Origin of the sequence: Enterobacter cloacae complex sp. OE43NF, from assembly GCF_023544405.1 — a bacterium.
Taxonomy (GTDB): Bacteria; Pseudomonadota; Gammaproteobacteria; order Enterobacterales; family Enterobacteriaceae; genus Enterobacter; species Enterobacter cloacae.
Map to the genome: position 1 here is coordinate 87,341 of NZ_JAMJFW010000009.1, position 17,052 is coordinate 104,392.

Sequence of the window (17,052 nt, forward strand, 5' to 3'; positions counted from 1 at the left end):
AAAATTTATCTTACAGAAAAAACTATCACAATAGAAAAATCTATTTTATTTCAGCAGATTCTTTATAATGCGGTCAGATCAAGGGTAGCACATGGATTCAGACATGCCGCAAAAACGTAAAATCCTCCTCCTGGACACAGGCAAAGAATGGGGGGGAGGCACCAACAGTATGCTTGAGCTTCTGAAGCGAATTGATCGCGACAAATTCGACATTACTTGTTGTTTTTACAACGATTATAGTCGTGCTGGTGGTCAAACCATAGGCCAGGTGCTAAACAGCATTGGGATCCCGCTGATCGTCATTCCTCAACATAAGCAACCGGCATGGGCAAAATTGTTGAAAGAAGCAGGACGTGGTCTGCTGTTTTTCTCGCGCAATGCCCGTAAAGCGTTTACACGACACGTCGATACTCTGTGGCGTATCAGGCCCAATGTCAGCAAAATCGAAACGCTTTTCTCGCATGGTGGTTTCGATACGCTCTATATGAATAACCAACCTGGCTCGAACGAGGAAGGTTATCTCGCGGCGGCGAAACTACAGGCGCGATTAATTCAGCACTGCCGTATTGAACCTGTTCTGTCCCCACCACTGGTGAAACTGGTCAATGCGCATGCCACAAAGATCATCGCGGTCTCGCATGGCGTTGAACAGGTGCTGCTGCAGCATGGTATCCGACCCGATCTGTGTACGACCGTTAACAATGCCATCGACATCTACCAGCCTTTACCGGATCGCCGCGCAATGCGTCAGCGACTGGGCATAGATGACGAGACCTTTGTGTTTGGCAGCATTGGCTCATTGATCCCACGTAAAGCTAACCATCATACGCTTGAAGCACTGGCGCAGTTCAGTCTGAAGCATCCTGAGGCGAAGTGGAAAATGGTGCTAGTCGGTGAAGGCCCTGAGCGTGATGCGTTAGCAGCACAGGCCCAAAATCTGGGTATTGCAAGTCACGTGATCTTCACTGGTTTTCAGAATACCCCTTTTGATTACCTCGCCACGTTTGACGCATTTATCCTCGCCTCTAAAAGTGAAGGCCTTCCTCGCGTAGTGCTGGAAGCGATGCTACTTAATATCCCCGTTATTGGATCCCAGGTGACCGGCACAGGTGAACTCATTGACCATGCCTCTACCGGGTTGCTTTTCCCCTGGAGCGATGTTTCACAACTAGCGCAACATCTGGATAGTATCTGGACGGATGCTAACCTGCGGGCTCGACTGGCTGCAGCAGCCAGGCAAAATGTTTGTCGTAACTATGCCATTGAAAAGTATGTCAGCGGTGTCGAAGCCGTGCTTGGCGCGCAATAAACTAACGAGATAAATATGTTTAAATTTCTTAACGCTCGCTATCGTCATATCACCGGGCGGCACAATATTCCTTACAGCTCTCTTCACCTGACGGGCGAACTGCCTACGGTTGATTCAATTGTCATTCCCTGTACCGGTGCAGATTTCGTCGAAGAAGCATTACTCTCTGCCACTTTCGCGGAGCGCTATGCCACCGGGATTAGCGAAATAGTCATCGTCAGCGATCAGCCAGAGTCAGCCTTTGGTACATTGCCGCCTAAAACCCGCATAGTGACGCTTAGCCTTCCGGTCCGTGAGGAAAATTATCGTTATAAGCAGATCTACCTCAGCCGCCTGATAAAACTTAACGCCCCGCTACAGGCGCGCGGTGAAGGTGTATTGATGATCGATTCCGACCTCAATCTGCTAAAAATGCCAGAGATTAAAATCGCGGATATGCACCTTTACTCAAGCTTCCGCCAGGGGAAAATGATTGCCAAACTGGACGGTGCACCGGTTGAAAAAGTGCCAGCGTATTATAAAGATATGGTACGGCCGTATCTGGTTGACCATGTTAACAGTGCCTTCCTTGCGGCTACCAAAAAGACCTGGCGTCGTATTTGCCCATTGTGGCTGGCGCTATTTCAGGATACCTGGGAACTCATGGACGACAGTCAGCCCCCAACTGACCAGTTGCCGCTCACTGCCCTACTGGACATGCTGGATTTAAAAACCGTCAACCTGGGGGACTGGGTAAACTGGCCTGTTTCCAAAAAAATTGGCGGACAGGAAGCCGTAATTCCAAAAGAGGTGATTGGCGCTCATGGCGGTTTCCCTCTCTCCGAATGGCAGAAATATATAAAGTCAGCAGATAATAAATTACTGTTCAAAGGTCAAGATTATACCCGCAAAGTGCGGTATTTGACTGACGAAGAGAAAAAGAACCAGTAAATAAAAGGGGCCTCAGGCCCCTTTTATTATTTTACGTCACCTTGATGTGCAGTAGATATCACACGTCCAGGCTAACGTATATTGCTCCAGTAATAGGTCTTACCTGTGGTATCCAGTACTGAGACATTCTTATCGTAACCGGCAAGCCATGAGTGTACCGACTGGACAGGTTGACCCTGACGATGGATCCCCAACCACAATTCAGCAAGCGTGTTCACATCATCAGCAGACCAGACGGTGTAATAGTCTCCTGTGTATTGCCTGGCTTTATCAACCTGTTGCCCATACCAGATAAACATAGGGATGTGCAGAGCCTCTCGTGGAGGGTTCACGTTTCCGTGAGAATAAACGACAGCGCGTTGCGGATCACGAATCAAACCATGATCGGAAAAATACATAACCGAAGAACGCGAGTTGGCCAGCATACTAAACATCTTGCCCATCAATGTGTCTGTATACCGTACCGAGTTGTCATAACAGTCATCGGCCTCATTGGTACCATGTAACACCGCCTGGTTTGCCGGAAAGCGCGTACAGGATGGTTCATGGCTGCCGTATAAATGCAAGACGATCACTTTTTTACCCGGGGCTTTTAATGCATTCTGCAACAGAGGTAGAAGATCTTCATCGTAACCGCCTTCGAGCCATTCATGCTTTTTCGTATTCATGGCAATCCCGGTGATGACGTTGTTATGCGCCCCGCCTTTACCCTGATGACTAAACCAATAAGTTTCATAGCCTGCTTTATTGGCAATATTAATAACATTATCACCATATTTTTTCGGATCGCGAATATTCACTTTATCAGCGGTCATGGCCAACGGTACGGCCATAATCGTGACCGGCGCTGGCGCTACAGCATTACGGAACAGCAAGAGCTGCGATTTCTGCTTTTCCAGCTCTGGTGTAGTATCTCGTTGATAACCATAGATGCCCATATTCGCCGCTCGCTCAGACTCACCGATAACCAGCACGTAGTTCTCAATACCGGTATCCGAAAACGTGAGTTTGTAATCAGGAATGTTGTTACCGATATTGGCAATGACCGCGTTATCTTCAAAAGCCTGCATAAAAACTTTTGCCGTACTGACTGGTGTCGCCTGAACCACGCGCTGCGCCAGACTTTCGACGCTGCTTTTCCTGAACTGGTGCTGTAGTGCCTGACCATAGAAAGCCAACAACGTCACACCAAGCACAATGGCAGGCCAGCGACGAAATCGCGGTGCAACGGGCCATGCACCCGTATTTGCGGTATAAATAAAAAAAGCAGAGAGTGTGATAAAAATAATGCATTCACGCCAGTACACGCTGAGCATTGAACTTGCTTCATCCGGTGTGGAGTGGATTATGCTCATTGCAAACCCATAACTAAACGCAGAATCGAAATTTCTCCATGCGTGTAGCTGGAGAGAAATATCTGCCGCAACTGGAATGAGAAGTACAATCGCCAGTACATTGCGTATTAATTTATTGTCTATGCACTTGAGCATCAACAACATCAGCAAAAAAACAAACGTTCTGTTAATTACCAAATTATATCGGGCATGTAAAATATTTACAGCCATAAATATTAAAAGAGAAATCGCCAGATTTAAAAAAGAGGTAAACCGTGAAGTTGTATCAACCAGCTTCAGCGAAAGGTGCGTGGACATAATGTTTTGACAAGCCTGACAGTGTCTTCCTGACGTAATTATTATTAATAAACGCGTGGAGAAGAAAGATTGGTATTTTATTGAAAAGTAACAAGAAAATTCCGAAAAGTCAAACTACCATAATTAGCACTGGCACCCGTTTATACGGGTGCCAGCTGGCAGGTTTAATCCCAGCTCAAAATAACTTTCCCGGACTGGCCCGAACGCATCGCGTCAAAGCCTTTCTGGAAATCATCAACGGAGAAACGATGTGTAATAATCGGGGACAGATCCAGGCCAGACTGAATTAATGCCGCCATCTTATACCAGGTTTCGAACATTTCACGGCCATAGATGCCTTTAATGAACAGCCCTTTGAAGATAACTTTATTCCAGTCGATAGACATATCCGACGGCGGAATACCCAGCATCGCAATACGACCGCCGTGGTTCATGGTATCCAACATAGTACGGAACGCCGGTGGTGCGCCGGACATCTCAAGACCCACGTCAAACCCTTCGGTCATGCCCAGCTCTTCCATCACATCGGCCAGGCTCTCTTTAGAGACATCCACCGCACGGGTGACGCCCATCTTGCGGGCCAGCGACAGACGGTATTCGTTCACGTCGGTAATCACTACATTACGCGCACCCACGTGCTTCGCCACCGCTGCGGCCATAATCCCGATAGGGCCCGCACCGGAGACCAGCACATCCTCGCCGACCAGGTCGAAAGAGAGCGCCGTATGTACCGCGTTGCCGAACGGGTCAAAGATCGAGGCCAGATCGTCAGAAATGTTGTCCGGAATTTTGAACGCGTTGAAAGCCGGGATCACCAGATATTCCGCGAAGCAACCCGGACGATTCACGCCCACGCCAATGGTATTACGGCACAGGTGCGTACGCCCACCGCGGCAGTTACGGCAGTGGCCGCAGGTGATGTGTCCTTCACCCGAGACGCGGTCGCCAATGTTAAAACCTTTCACTTCCTGACCAATCCCAACTACTTCACCAACGTATTCGTGGCCGACAACCATGGGTACCGGAATGGTTTTTTGCGACCACTGATCCCAGTTGTAGATATGAACGTCAGTGCCGCAAATGGCGGTTTTACGAATTTTAATCAGCAGATCGTTATGACCGACTTCCGGCTCCGGCACGTCGGTCATCCAAATCCCTTCTTCCGCTTTCAGTTTGGATAACGCTTTCATCACACGTCCTCAGGCAATTACGCCCAGCTGTTTACCGATGCGGGTAAAGGCTTCCACCGCACGTTCAATTTGTTCAGGCGAATGCGCCGCGGACATCTGGGTGCGGATACGCGCCTGGCCTTTTGGTACGACCGGGAAGAAGAACCCGGTCACGTAAATGCCTTCTTTTTGCAGCTCACGGGCAAAGTTCTGCGCCACGACGGCATCACCCAGCATGACCGGGATAATGGCGTGGTCAGCACCGGCCAGGGTAAACCCTGCCGCACTCATTTTTTCGCGGAACAGGCGCGCGTTGGACCACAGACGGTCGCGCAGTTCAGCCCCGGATTCCACCATCTCCAGCACTTTGATGGAGGCGGCAACAATGGCCGGCGCGAGGGAGTTGGAGAACAGGTACGGACGGGAGCGCTGGCGCAGCCACTCCACCACCTCTTTACGCGCAGCGGTATAACCGCCAGACGCGCCACCAAGCGCTTTACCCAGCGTACCGGTGATGATGTCCACGCGGCCCATCACGTCACAGTATTCATGCGAGCCACGGCCGTTTTCACCCACAAAACCGACCGCGTGCGAGTCATCGACCATCACCAGCGCATCGTATTTATCCGCCAGGTCGCACACGCCCTTCAGGTTGGCGATCACGCCATCCATAGAGAACACGCCGTCGGTGGCGATGAGCACATGGCGAGCACCCGCTTCACGCGCCTCTTTCAGGCGTGCTTCCAGTTCAACCATATCGTTGTTGGCATAGCGGAAACGCTTCGCTTTACACAGGCGCACACCATCAATGATGGAAGCGTGATTAAGGGCGTCGGAGATAATGGCATCTTCTGCACCCAGCAGCGTCTCAAACAGACCGCCGTTGGCGTCGAAGCAGGAGGAGTACAGAATTGCGTCTTCCATGCCTAAGAAGTTCGCCAGCTTTTTCTCAAGCTGCTTGTGACTGTCCTGCGTGCCGCAGATAAAGCGTACGGAGGCCATACCAAAACCGTGGGTGTCCATACCGCTTTTCGCCGCAGCAATCAGCTCAGGGTGATTCGCAAGACCTAAGTAGTTGTTCGCACAAAAGTTGATCACGTGGCTGCCATCGGCAACGGTGATGTCCGCCTGCTGAGCAGACGTGATAATACGCTCTTCTTTAAACAACCCTTCCGCACGCGCGGTCTCAAGGTCGCTGTTTAACTGTTTGTAAAAATCACCACGCATTGCAATTCTCCAGACTCGGCAAATTTCGGCACATATTACCCAAACCTATAGTTCATGACGAGATGACACATTATCTCTTCTCGTTTTTGCAGCATAAATCACGTGTACCCTTGCGCTATGTCGGTGAATGGCTGAAGGGCAGCCATACTAATGATATGATAGAACCATTAGCGTCCGGGATTGTCCCCGGACTCCACACTTCAAAGGTTACAGTTATGATCATCGTTACCGGCGGCGCGGGCTTTATCGGCAGCAATATTGTTAAAGCTCTCAATGACAAAGGCATCACCGACATCCTGGTGGTTGACAACCTGAAAGACGGCACCAAGTTCGTCAACCTGGTGGATCTGAACATCGCTGACTACATGGATAAAGAAGACTTCCTTATCCAGATTATGGCAGGTGAAGAGTTCGGCGAGATCGAAGCCATCTTCCACGAAGGGGCATGCTCCTCCACCACCGAGTGGGATGGTAAGTACATGATGGATAATAACTATCAGTACTCTAAAGAGCTGCTTCACTACTGTCTGGAGCGTGAAATTCCGTTCCTGTATGCCTCTTCGGCGGCCACCTACGGCGGACGTACCTCTGATTTCATTGAATCCCGCGAATATGAACAGCCGTTGAACGTCTACGGTTACTCCAAGTTCCTTTTCGACGAATATGTGCGTCAGGTGTTGCCAGAAGCGAACTCCCAGATCGTTGGTTTCCGCTACTTCAACGTCTACGGGCCGCGCGAAGGCCACAAAGGCAGCATGGCGAGCGTGGCGTTCCATCTGAACACTCAGCTGAATAACGGCGAAAGTCCAAAACTGTTCGAAGGCAGCGACGGCTTTAAGCGTGACTTCGTCTACGTAGGCGACGTTGCCGCCGTGAACCTGTGGTTCTGGGAAAATGGGGTATCCGGTATTTTCAACCTTGGCACCGGCCGCGCGGAGTCTTTCCAGGCCGTGGCTGACGCAACGCTGGCGTATCACAAGAAAGGCAGCATTGAGTACATTCCTTTCCCGGACAAACTGAAAGGCCGCTACCAGGCATTCACCCAGGCCGATCTGACTAACCTGCGCGCAGCGGGTTATGACAAGCCGTTCAAGACCGTTGCCGAAGGCGTAACGGAATATATGGCCTGGCTGAACCGCGACGCGTAAGTATGAGAATTCTGGTGATCGGCCCGTCATGGGTGGGCGACATGATGATGTCGCAAAGTCTCTATCGCACGCTCAAGGCGCGTTATCCCCAGGCGATAATCGACGTGATGGCACCCGCATGGTGCCGTCCATTGTTATCGCGTATGCCGGAAGTGAATGAAGCCATCCCAATGCCGCTCGGCCACGGGGCGCTGGAGATTGGCGAACGTCGTAAACTCGGCCACAGTCTACGCGAGAAGCGTTATGACCGTGCTTACGTGTTACCCAATTCGTTTAAATCCGCGCTTGTTCCCTTCTTCGCCGGTGTGCCGCACCGTACCGGCTGGCGCGGTGAGATGCGCTACGGTCTGCTGAATGACGCACGCGTGCTGGATAAAGAGGCCTGGCCATTAATGGTGGAGCGCTATGTGGCGCTGGCCTACGACAAGGGCGTGATGCGCAGCGCAAAAGATCTGCCGCAGCCGCTGCTATGGCCACAGCTACAGGTCAGCGAGGGTGAAAAATCCCAGACCTGTAACGCGTTTGGTCTTTCCTCTGAACGGCCAATGATTGGCTTCTGCCCGGGCGCAGAATTCGGCCCGGCAAAACGCTGGCCGCACTATCACTACGCAGAGCTGGCAAAGCAGTTGATTGACGAAGGTTATCAGATCGTTCTGTTCGGCTCAGCCAAAGACCACGAGGCGGGGAACGAAATTCTTGCAGCCCTCAGCACAGAACAGCAGGCCTGGTGCCGCAACCTGGCCGGGGAAACCCAGCTTGAGCAGGCGGTGATTTTACTTGCTGCCTGTAAAGCCGTAGTCACCAACGACTCCGGGCTGATGCACGTCGCCGCCGCGCTCAACCGCCCGCTGATTGCGTTGTACGGTCCAAGTAGCCCGGACTTCACGCCGCCGCTCTCAAATAAGGCGCGCGTTATTCGTCTGATCACGGGTTACCATAAGGTGCGTAAAGGCGATGCCGCGCAAGGTTATCACCAGAGCCTGATCGACATCACGCCGCAGCGCGTTCTCGAAGAACTCAACGAACTGCTGCTGAGCGAAGAAGGATAACGAATGCGGGTATTGATCGTTAAAACCTCTTCGATGGGTGATGTGCTGCATACGCTTCCGTCGCTGACGGACGCCATGCGGGCCATTCCTGGCATTCGTTTTGACTGGGTGGTGGAAGAGGGTTTCGCGCAGATCCCTACCTGGCACGAAGCGGTCGACCGCGTGATCCCGGTGGCCATCCGCCGCTGGCGTAAAGCGTGGTTTTCCACACCGATTAAAGCCGAGCGCAAAGCCTTCCGCGATGCGGTGCAGGCGCAGCGTTACGACGCCATTATCGACGCGCAGGGGCTGGTCAAAAGCGCCGCGTTAGTCACGCGCCTGGCACACGGTGTAAAGCACGGCATGGACTGGCAAACCGCCCGCGAACCACTCGCCAGCCTGTTCTATAACCGTCGTCACCATATTGCAAAGCAGCAGCACGCAGTGGAACGCACCCGCGAGCTGTTCGCAAAAAGCCTCGGTTACACAAAGCCGGAAACGCAGGGTGATTACGCGATTTCGCAGCATTTTCTGCGTGATGCAGAGAAGCCTGCGCAGCCCTGGCTGGTCTTCCTGCATGCCACAACGCGCGATGATAAGCACTGGCCGGAAACGCACTGGCGAAGACTCATTGAACTAATGCAACCTGCCGGCATCCATATTAAACTGCCGTGGGGTGCTGAACATGAGCGCCAGCGTGCTGAACGTCTGGCAGCCGGTTTTTCGCACGTCGAGGTTTTACCTAAACTCACGCTGGCGCAAGTTGCTGCAGAGCTGGCCGGAGCTAAAGCTGTCGTTTCCGTTGATACGGGTTTAAGCCATTTAACCGCGGCGCTGGATCGTCCAAACATCACGATTTTTGGCCCGACCGATCCCGGTTTGATTGGGGGTTACGGTAAAAACCAGCATCAAATGGTCAGCCCGACTCAACAAACGAGGGACATTAGCGCAGATGCCATTTTTTCATTTTTACAGGACAGCCACTGGCTTTCCGACAGGGATATCTAACGAATGAGTTACGTATTTCTGCTGATTTTACTCCTTCCGGTGAAGCTTATCCGGAAGCTGTTCCGCAAAGATACAGGTAAAAACCTGGTCATTCAGACAGCCAAAATCGGTGATTTTGTTAATGCGACGCCCCTGCTGGCATACCTGCAAAAAAGTGATGTGCTTATCAGTCGCAGCGTAGGTGCGCTGGCGAAGCATGACGAAACGATCGAAGAGATTTTTTTTATCGAGCAGCATAAGCGTAGCCTGTGGCGTAAGCTCAGCTTTGCCTGCCGCATCATGAACCGCTACGACAACGTCTATCTTCTGCAACCCAACAGCGTAAATCTCTTTTTTGCCGCCGTCTGTAATGCCAAAAACAAACAATTTTTAAGCATTTACACCCGCAGATGGTATCACGGGATTTTCTATCTCACCGCCGACGGTACCGTTGAGCACGGCAAAAAAACGCTATCAGTGACCAATTACCTGAAGCTGGCCGACCGTTCGTTGACGTGGCAGGACTCGCCCAAGCACGCCACAAAGCCGCTGTTCAAACCGGCGACCTACCCGGCAATTCTCGACAAACCTGATGTGATCCGCATCGGCATCAGCATTGCCGCAGGTAATAAAGCCAAAACAGTGCCGCCGGTCATCTGGAAGCGAATTATTGATCGTCTCGCCGACCTGCCCTGCGAGTTTTATGTGTTTGGCGCCCCTGATGAACAGTCGTGGCTGGACGATATCACCCGTGCTTACGGTGACATTCCTAACTTGATCAGTCTGATTGGGAAGATCACGCTGGAAGAACTCCCGTGGGCTATTTCAAAGATGGATTGCTATATCGCGTCTGATTCCGGAAATATTTACATTGCCGATGCAGTGGGTGTGCCTATCGTCATGTTGTTTGGCCCGTGCTGCCATTACGAACAACGCCCTCTCGGCAATGTTCTGTTGATTGGCAATGACGAAAATATTAACTCATACGTATTTGAAACGCGTTACTATTTCAGCCAACCAAAAGAAGAGCTGTTTGCCGTAGGTGAAACCGATCTGGATAAGATTGCCAGTTTATTAACGACCGTGAATAAAAACAAAAAAGAATCACTTGAGGCGTGAAATGGGCTCTTTGACCAAGCAACTGTATCGATATACGCATAAGCGTAATATGCGACATAATGAGAATTTATGGCCATTTATTAAATTATCTCGCAATGAAACCGGTGAAATATGTGATTTAAAATATAAGGGGTTGGATATTAAACTGACCTCTTTATCCTCACTTCATCATCGATTCAATGGTGAGATTCTGATTGCGGCGACAGGCCCTTCAATCAAACATATTGATTTTGCAAAATTGCCGACATCGGTCGCGACCGCTGGCGTGAATGGCGCCTGGCACCTTAATCACCAGCTCAATTTTAGTCTTTATTTCATTGTCGACATGACGTTTATCGACCGTCAAACGGCGCTTTTGAAACGATTAACCGGCTGTAAAAATGTTATTTTATTTACTACCGTTATGGGGATCGTCAAACTTATAAAGCGTTTCTCCTACGAAAACATTCAGTGCGAGATTTGTATTATTGAAGATATTTGTTATGAGACCTACAAACCTTCAATTAAACAGGATAATCTGCGTCAAGCTTTAGCGGACACACCAGAAATTGTTTTCTCTGATACGCATCCGAATATTGCTTTTAGTCGTGATGTGCGACATGGAGTGGTGGATGCTGGCACCGTGGTATACTGGGCGCTCCAGATAATTTACTTTCTGGGATTCAAAAAAATTTACATTGCTGGTCTCGATATGAATAATTTCAACCAGCCACGTTTCTATGAAAGCAACGATACGATGTTGCCCTCATTTCTTGAGGATAAAGTGCATAATGTTGTGATCCCCGCGCTAACGCTGGCAAGCACCATTTTCAAAAAAGATAACATTTCAGTTATCAATCTCTCTCCTCAAAGCGCTATCCCTGACTCCGTTTTTCCCAGAAAGGATTTTAGTGATGTCTTCAATTAATTTGCAACGCTACCTGTTCTATCCTTTTGTGCTCTTTATGTTTTTGAGCATGATTTTTTGCGGTGTCTCACGGGTAAATATCTTATTCCATATCACGCTGGCTCTGTTTATCATCACTATGATTATCAATAGTGAGACACGCACCCGTTTTATCAACGATCGTGACTTCCTTCCTGCACTGGGGATGACCGGTGCCTTTTTGCTTTACTTTTCACTCTCAAATTTGTGGGCGGAATCTTCACATCTTAGCTCAGCCATCAGCCATTCCTTTTATTTATTTATTTTCCTGTGCCTTTATCGTCAGTGTGAGTTACAGGAAAGAAAAAAATACATCATTGGCGCAGCCTATCTCGGTATCGTGGCACTGACGATATTAACGCTGGTTTATGTCAATAAAGAGCACATATTTCAAAACCGACTATCGCGTGCATTCCCGTTCTCCCCGGACAATGTCATTGATCTTGGGGGATACATGGCGCTGGGTATTTTGTTGAGCGCCATTCTGGTTCGCGAAACACGTAACTACTGGTTCTATATTCCCGTTCCCCTGCTACTGGTCTGCTTGATTCTGACCCAAAGCCGTGGGCCTTTCCTTTCGATGATTGTCGCCGCTATCGTTGCGTTTCTGTGTAAACCGAAATGGAATTTAAAGCTATTAGCTGGCTCGCTGATCGTATTGATAGTTATTGGCTCCATCCTTTATTTCAGCGGCTTCTTCGATATATTCATCAAACGCGCGGAAGAATCTTCCCGTGCAGGCTCTGTCCGTTTCGGCATCTGGCAGCATGCTTTTGAAGTGGCGAAGCAAAAAATGATTTTCGGCTGGGGTTTCAATAAAGAACTTGAATTCATTAACGGCTATGGTCAACCTGTTACCACAACGCATAGCCTTTATTTAGCGACTTTCCTGAAGGGCGGTATTGTGGGGCTTCTGCTACTTTTGAGTATGATTCTCTTTGCGGGCAGACAATGTCTTCGCCACCTTGCTGCTAATCACAAAGCAGAGATTGCGGTTATTGTCTTTGCGCTGATGTTCTATGTTACCCAGGGCATGTTCGTAATCAGCAATCCGCGAGAATACTGGGTGCTATTCTGGCTTCCACTTGCCATTATTTTCAGCACCCCGGTAAAAACTGCGCTGCAAAAATAATTCCAGAGGCGCCGATTAATCGGCGCTTTTTTTATGGGAATAAAACTCCGCCAGCGTCATCCCTACCGTCTTGTCGGATAACCAGCTAAAGAGCACTTCCAGATCCTGATACAACCCTTCAATCGCCGCCTCATCTTTAAACGTAGGACTTCCGCCCGGCATAAATTCCGAGGAATGCAGCATAAACTCCACGTAGTCATGTCCCTGAGACAGGCATTGCTGTGCGACCTGAATCATCTGCGACGCATTACCACCGGACGGTCTCAACCAGTTTACGGACGGTGAACGATATTTACCGCGCAGGCGATCGTAGCCCTGTTTGACGGTGTTCAACCAGGCCGGATGCTTATACTGGATGCTCATCGGCACTTCGAGTAAGGGGCTATTGCCCGCTCGTGAGATATCGTCTGTATCAATAAAGTAGGCGTGGTCTGGAAAGTGCTGATAATTGGTTCCGCCATTCCCCTGCGGTGCGCCTTTCGCGTTGCGCCAGTTCACGCGCGGCGTAACAGAGCAATCAACCTGGTAGCCCAGTTCAATCAGCAGTCTGGCGTAACGGCTATCAAAGGCCCAGCGCCCGGCGCGATGGCTTAACATTTTGGTCTGGAAGGTCTCTTCCAGCAGACGGGTCATGAACACTACTTTCTCGCGCATCACCTCATCTGAAAATTCAATCAAATACGGCTGCCAGCGCCAGTCATCTCCGGTGAGATCGTGTTCAGGAGGGCTATTCCACGCGTGAAGGTGCATCCCGACTTCACCCTGACCGCGGGCGATCACATCTTTGGCAAACTCAATGAAAACCGGCTCAATCGCCATCTCATAATTTGTCAGCCATACGGGTTTGAAACCGAAACGCTCACAAAGCGTCTGGAATCGCGCCAGATAGCGCGCATTCTCCGTTTTAATGACGCGGTGATTTTGCCAGAGATTATCGCCTTCAGTATCAATCGTGATGATAAACGCTGGTTTTTTCATAATGAGTCCGCAAGACAGGAAAGTTAGCGCTATGTTACGCACTCACCGAAGCATGAGTAAACCCTTCCAGGGAATTTCCTGAGATTATGGAGAAAGAGTGCAAGTCGCTATCAGGTCTATTAGAATTGCCAACAGTACAACGCCAATAAGATGATGATGAATAACTTACCTGACACGCCTGATTTGCGCATTTTACTTATCAAACTCCGCCATCATGGCGACATGTTACTGACCACTCCCGTCATTGATTCGTTACGTCAAAAATGGCCGCAGGCACAGATTGATGTGCTGTTGTATGAAGAAACCCGCGATATGCTCGCCGCACACCCGGCGATCGGTACTGTTTACGGGATCGACCGTAAATGGAAGCAGATGGGCACGCTGAAACATCTGCAAAAAGAGTGGCAGTTGCTCTGTGCGTTAAGGAAACAGCATTATCACCTGGTGATTAATCTTGCCGATCAGTGGCGCAGCGCTATCGTTACCCGTTTCACCGGCGCACCGGTACGACTCGGGTTCGCTTTTAACAAGCGCAACAACGCATTCTGGCGGTTTTGCCATAGCGATTTGGTCTCTGTGGCCGGGCACAACGCGTTGCACACTGTCGAACAGAACCTCTCTATTTTGTCGCCATTACCGGTCACCGCTCAACCTGCCGTGACCATGGCCTACCATGCCGAAGACTGGCACGAGGCTCACCAAAAGTTGATGCAAAACGGTGTGGGAGACAACTACATCGTGATTCAGCCTACGTCGCGCTGGTTCTTTAAATGCTGGGACGAAGGCAAAATGGCGCAAACCATCACGGCGCTGCAGCAGGATGGCCACACTGTCGTCCTCACCGCCGGGCCGGATAAAAAAGAGCTGGCGATGATCGATCGCATTCTCGCCGCCTCGCCAGAGACGGGGGTCGTCTCGCTGGCAGGTCAGCTCACGTTGCGTCAACTGGCTTCGCTTATCGATCATGCGTCTCTGTTTATTGGCGTTGACTCCGTTCCGATGCATATGGCCGCTGCGCTTCAGACCCCCTGTGTGGCATTGTTTGGCCCATCAAAACTTACCTTCTGGTCACCCTGGCAGGTTAATGGGGAAGTCATCTGGGCAGGTGATTACGGCCCACTGCCCGATCCAGACGCCATTGATACCAAAACAAAAGAACGCTATCTCGACGCCATTCCCGTTGATGCTGTCGTCTCCGCCGCAAGGAGATATCTGTCATGAAACACCATCGCCTGGCGATTGTTCGCCAAAAGTATCGCCCGGATGGCGGGGCAGAACGCTTCGTGTCTCGCGCCCTTACCGCGCTGAGCAACCAAAATCTCGAGCTCAACGTCATCACGCGCGAGTGGCAGGGTGAGAAGCAGGACGACTGGCATATTCATATTTGCGATCCGCGCAAATGGGGCCGCATCAGCCGCGAGCGCGGATTTGCGCATGCCGCACGTGCGCTCTGGCAGCAGCAGCAGTTTGATATTGTGCAAAGCCACGAGCGCATTCCGGGCTGTGACATTTATCGTGCAGGCGACGGCGTACACCGACGCTGGCTCCTGCAGCGCGCACGCATTCTGCCTGCCTGGCGTGCAAAACTGCTGATGCATGATCGCTATCACCGCTATGTGATGAATGCCGAACGTGAAATGTACCAGGCGCCGGAGTTAAAGGCGGTTATCTGTAATGCGGAGATGATCAAGCGCGAAATCGTCGAAGACTTTGATATTGACGCAAAAAAAATACATGTGATTTATAATTCAATTGATTCCACCCGTTTCGTTCCGGCAGAAGAGGCACAACGTATCGCATTGCGTCAGCAGTTTGGTTTGCCGACCGATGCCGTCATTTTCTGCTTCGTAGGGTCAGGATTTGAACGAAAAGGATTGGCCAGCGCTATACGCGCCGTCGCGGGTACTGCGGCATGGCTGATTGTGGTTGGGCAGGATAAAGCAGAACGTCGCTATCGCGACCTCGCCCGTTCATTAGGCTGCGAGGGGCAAATCCGTTTTCTGGGGATGCAAAAAGAGACGCTGCCATTTTATCAGCTATCTGATGGTTTACTGCTACCAACGCTGTATGATCCTTTCCCTAACGTCATTCTTGAAGCGATGGCCTGCGGTTTGCCGGTCATTACATCAGAGAGTTGCGGTGGGGCAGAATTTATTCAGCAAGGCCAGAACGGATTTTACTGTGACGCACTTGATATCAGCACCCTGAAGGAGGCGGTAGCGGCCACCCCTTCGCTGGAAAAAAATAACGATATGGGACGAGCGGCACGGGAACGTGTAAAAGACGCCACCCCCGAAAAACTGTCAAGTCAGCTTATTTCGCTTTATCAAAAATTACTGGATTAAAAATGCGCATCCTAATGATTATTGATGGTTTACCCGGTGGAGGAGCTGAAAAAACGGTTCTTACACTCTCCAGCGGATTAACAGAGATGGGGCATCAGGTCTCTCTCTTCTCGCTGCGGAAAGTGTGCGACTACGCCATTCCGGAAGGCATCGATTATCAGGTCGTTCAGGATACCTGCAAAAAACCGTGGCGGAAGCTGACGGAGATCCCACGCCGCGCCAGGCTGCTGGATCAGGCTATCGAGCGGGCGGAGCGCAGCGGCAAATTTGATGTGGTGTTCTCGCATCTGCACAAAACTGACCGCATCGTGGCGCACTGCCGCGCCCTGGAGCGCGATAAAGTGTGGTTCTGCGTGCATGGCATGTTCTCATTCTCCTACCTTCGCCATCGCCGTGGGCTTTCACGCTGGTTTAAACACACTAAGATTCGCCATACCTACGAAAACCGCAACGTGGTCGCCGTCTCAGGCGCCGTGTTGAAAGATCTTTCAGAAACGCTGGCCCTGAATCTCCGACGCACGGCGGTAATCCATAATCCTTTTGATATTCCTGAAATCCAGCGTCTGGCGGACGCCCCCTTTGAGATGCAGGGAAAGGATTACATCATTCACGTCGGCCGCTTCCATGAACACAAGCGCCACGATCGCCTGCTACGGGCGTTCGCGCTGAGTCAGCTCAATACCACGCTGGTTATGATGGGCAATGGCTCTGAGGCTAAAATTCAAAAGCTTAAGCAGCTTGCCCGCGAACTGGGCATTGAAGACAAAACGGTTTTCCGTCCGTTCGAACCTAATCCTTATCCCTGGATTAAAGGGGCACGCCTTTTAGTGTTAAGTTCTGACTGCGAAGGTTTTGGTAATGTGCTGGTTGAATCCATTATCTGCCAGACGCCACCCGTCAGTACACATTGTCCAGGTGGCCCCGCCGAAATCCTCAAGGGAGACTTATCCCGCGGTCTGGCAGAGATGAATGACGAGTCTCTGGCAAAAACGCTGGCGGATATTTATACCTCTCCACCGGTCGTTGATCGCGCAACCATTGCATCGTTCGGTATCAAGGCCATTTGCCAGCAATATATTGCTTTGGTCGACAATCAAAAATAA

The 17,052-nt window shown here is 50.6% G+C and carries 15 protein-coding genes; 11 read left to right on the forward strand and 4 right to left on the reverse strand.

The window, feature by feature from the left end; genetic code table 11:
* Positions 1-103: 103 nt before the first annotated feature.
* Together M8370_RS06445 and M8370_RS06450 are read left to right on the forward strand one after the other, a co-directional pair.
* On the forward strand, positions 104-1,309 hold the full coding sequence (locus M8370_RS06445; RefSeq protein WP_246932299.1) for a glycosyltransferase: 1,206 nt from the start codon (positions 104-106) through the stop codon (positions 1,307-1,309).
* Positions 1,310-1,324: 15 nt separating this feature from the next.
* On the forward strand, positions 1,325-2,239 hold the full coding sequence (locus M8370_RS06450; protein WP_102752290.1) for a hypothetical protein: 915 nt from the start codon (positions 1,325-1,327) through the stop codon (positions 2,237-2,239).
* Positions 2,240-2,310: 71 nt separating this feature from the next.
* On the opposite strand, the gene M8370_RS06455 is transcribed toward M8370_RS06450, so the two are convergent.
* From M8370_RS06455 to kbl, 3 genes are all read right to left on the reverse strand, one after another.
* Complete coding sequence (locus M8370_RS06455; protein ID WP_250020679.1) at positions 2,311-3,891, reverse strand: phosphoethanolamine transferase; 1,581 nt, start codon at positions 3,889-3,891, stop codon at positions 2,311-2,313.
* Between the two features lie 164 nt (positions 3,892-4,055).
* On the reverse strand, positions 4,056-5,081 hold the full coding sequence (tdh, locus tag M8370_RS06460; protein WP_029881902.1) for an L-threonine 3-dehydrogenase: 1,026 nt from the start codon (positions 5,079-5,081) through the stop codon (positions 4,056-4,058).
* 9 nt (positions 5,082-5,090) lie between these two features.
* Positions 5,091-6,287, reverse strand: a complete 1,197-nt coding sequence (gene kbl / locus M8370_RS06465; RefSeq protein ID WP_013094909.1) for a glycine C-acetyltransferase — start codon at positions 6,285-6,287, stop codon at positions 5,091-5,093.
* 215 nt (positions 6,288-6,502) lie between these two features.
* Between kbl and rfaD the strand changes: the two genes are divergently transcribed.
* The 6 genes from rfaD to M8370_RS06495 are packed head-to-tail and all read left to right on the forward strand — an operon-like array spanning position 6,503 to position 12,626.
* Positions 6,503-7,435, forward strand: coding sequence for an ADP-glyceromanno-heptose 6-epimerase (rfaD, locus tag M8370_RS06470; protein ID WP_013094908.1), 933 nt, complete (start codon positions 6,503-6,505; stop codon positions 7,433-7,435).
* Positions 7,436-7,437: 2 nt separating this feature from the next.
* Positions 7,438-8,484 carry an ADP-heptose--LPS heptosyltransferase RfaF gene (gene rfaF, locus M8370_RS06475; RefSeq protein WP_040021004.1) on the forward strand — a complete coding sequence of 349 codons (1,047 nt, stop codon included), beginning with the start codon at positions 7,438-7,440 and terminating at the stop codon, positions 8,482-8,484.
* 3 nt (positions 8,485-8,487) lie between these two features.
* The gene (gene rfaC, locus M8370_RS06480; RefSeq protein ID WP_029881900.1) at positions 8,488-9,471 is read left to right on the forward strand and encodes a lipopolysaccharide heptosyltransferase RfaC; all 984 of its coding nucleotides are present in this window, start codon (positions 8,488-8,490) and stop codon (positions 9,469-9,471) included.
* Between the two features lie 3 nt (positions 9,472-9,474).
* On the forward strand, positions 9,475-10,569 hold the full coding sequence (locus M8370_RS06485) for a glycosyltransferase family 9 protein (RefSeq protein ID WP_023620211.1): 1,095 nt from the start codon (positions 9,475-9,477) through the stop codon (positions 10,567-10,569).
* A gap of 1 nt (position 10,570) precedes the next feature.
* The gene (locus M8370_RS06490) at positions 10,571-11,476 is read left to right on the forward strand and encodes a WaaZ-like lipopolysaccharide core biosynthesis protein (protein WP_048972666.1); all 906 of its coding nucleotides are present in this window, start codon (positions 10,571-10,573) and stop codon (positions 11,474-11,476) included.
* On the forward strand, positions 11,463-12,626 hold the full coding sequence (locus M8370_RS06495) for an O-antigen ligase family protein (RefSeq protein WP_040021006.1): 1,164 nt from the start codon (positions 11,463-11,465) through the stop codon (positions 12,624-12,626). Before M8370_RS06490 ends, M8370_RS06495 begins: the two co-directional genes overlap by 14 nt.
* A gap of 15 nt (positions 12,627-12,641) precedes the next feature.
* Here the strand turns inward: M8370_RS06495 and M8370_RS06500 are convergent, their stop codons facing one another.
* Positions 12,642-13,604, reverse strand: coding sequence for a polysaccharide deacetylase family protein (locus M8370_RS06500; protein ID WP_038418346.1), 963 nt, complete (start codon positions 13,602-13,604; stop codon positions 12,642-12,644).
* 150 nt (positions 13,605-13,754) lie between these two features.
* Here M8370_RS06500 and rfaQ point away from each other — a divergent pair, with 150 nt between their 5' ends.
* From rfaQ to M8370_RS06515, 3 genes are read left to right on the forward strand one after another with little or no spacing between them, the layout of a single operon-like run.
* Positions 13,755-14,825 (forward strand): putative lipopolysaccharide heptosyltransferase III, encoded by a 1,071-nt coding sequence (rfaQ, locus tag M8370_RS06505; RefSeq protein WP_097535827.1) that lies wholly within the window; start codon positions 13,755-13,757, stop codon positions 14,823-14,825.
* Entirely contained in the window at positions 14,822-15,949 is a 1,128-nt protein-coding gene (locus M8370_RS06510; protein WP_013094900.1) for a glycosyltransferase family 4 protein, read from the forward strand. Before rfaQ ends, M8370_RS06510 begins: the two co-directional genes overlap by 4 nt.
* Before the next feature lie 2 nt (positions 15,950-15,951).
* Positions 15,952-17,052, forward strand: a complete 1,101-nt coding sequence (locus tag M8370_RS06515) for a glycosyltransferase (RefSeq protein ID WP_029881896.1) — start codon at positions 15,952-15,954, stop codon at positions 17,050-17,052.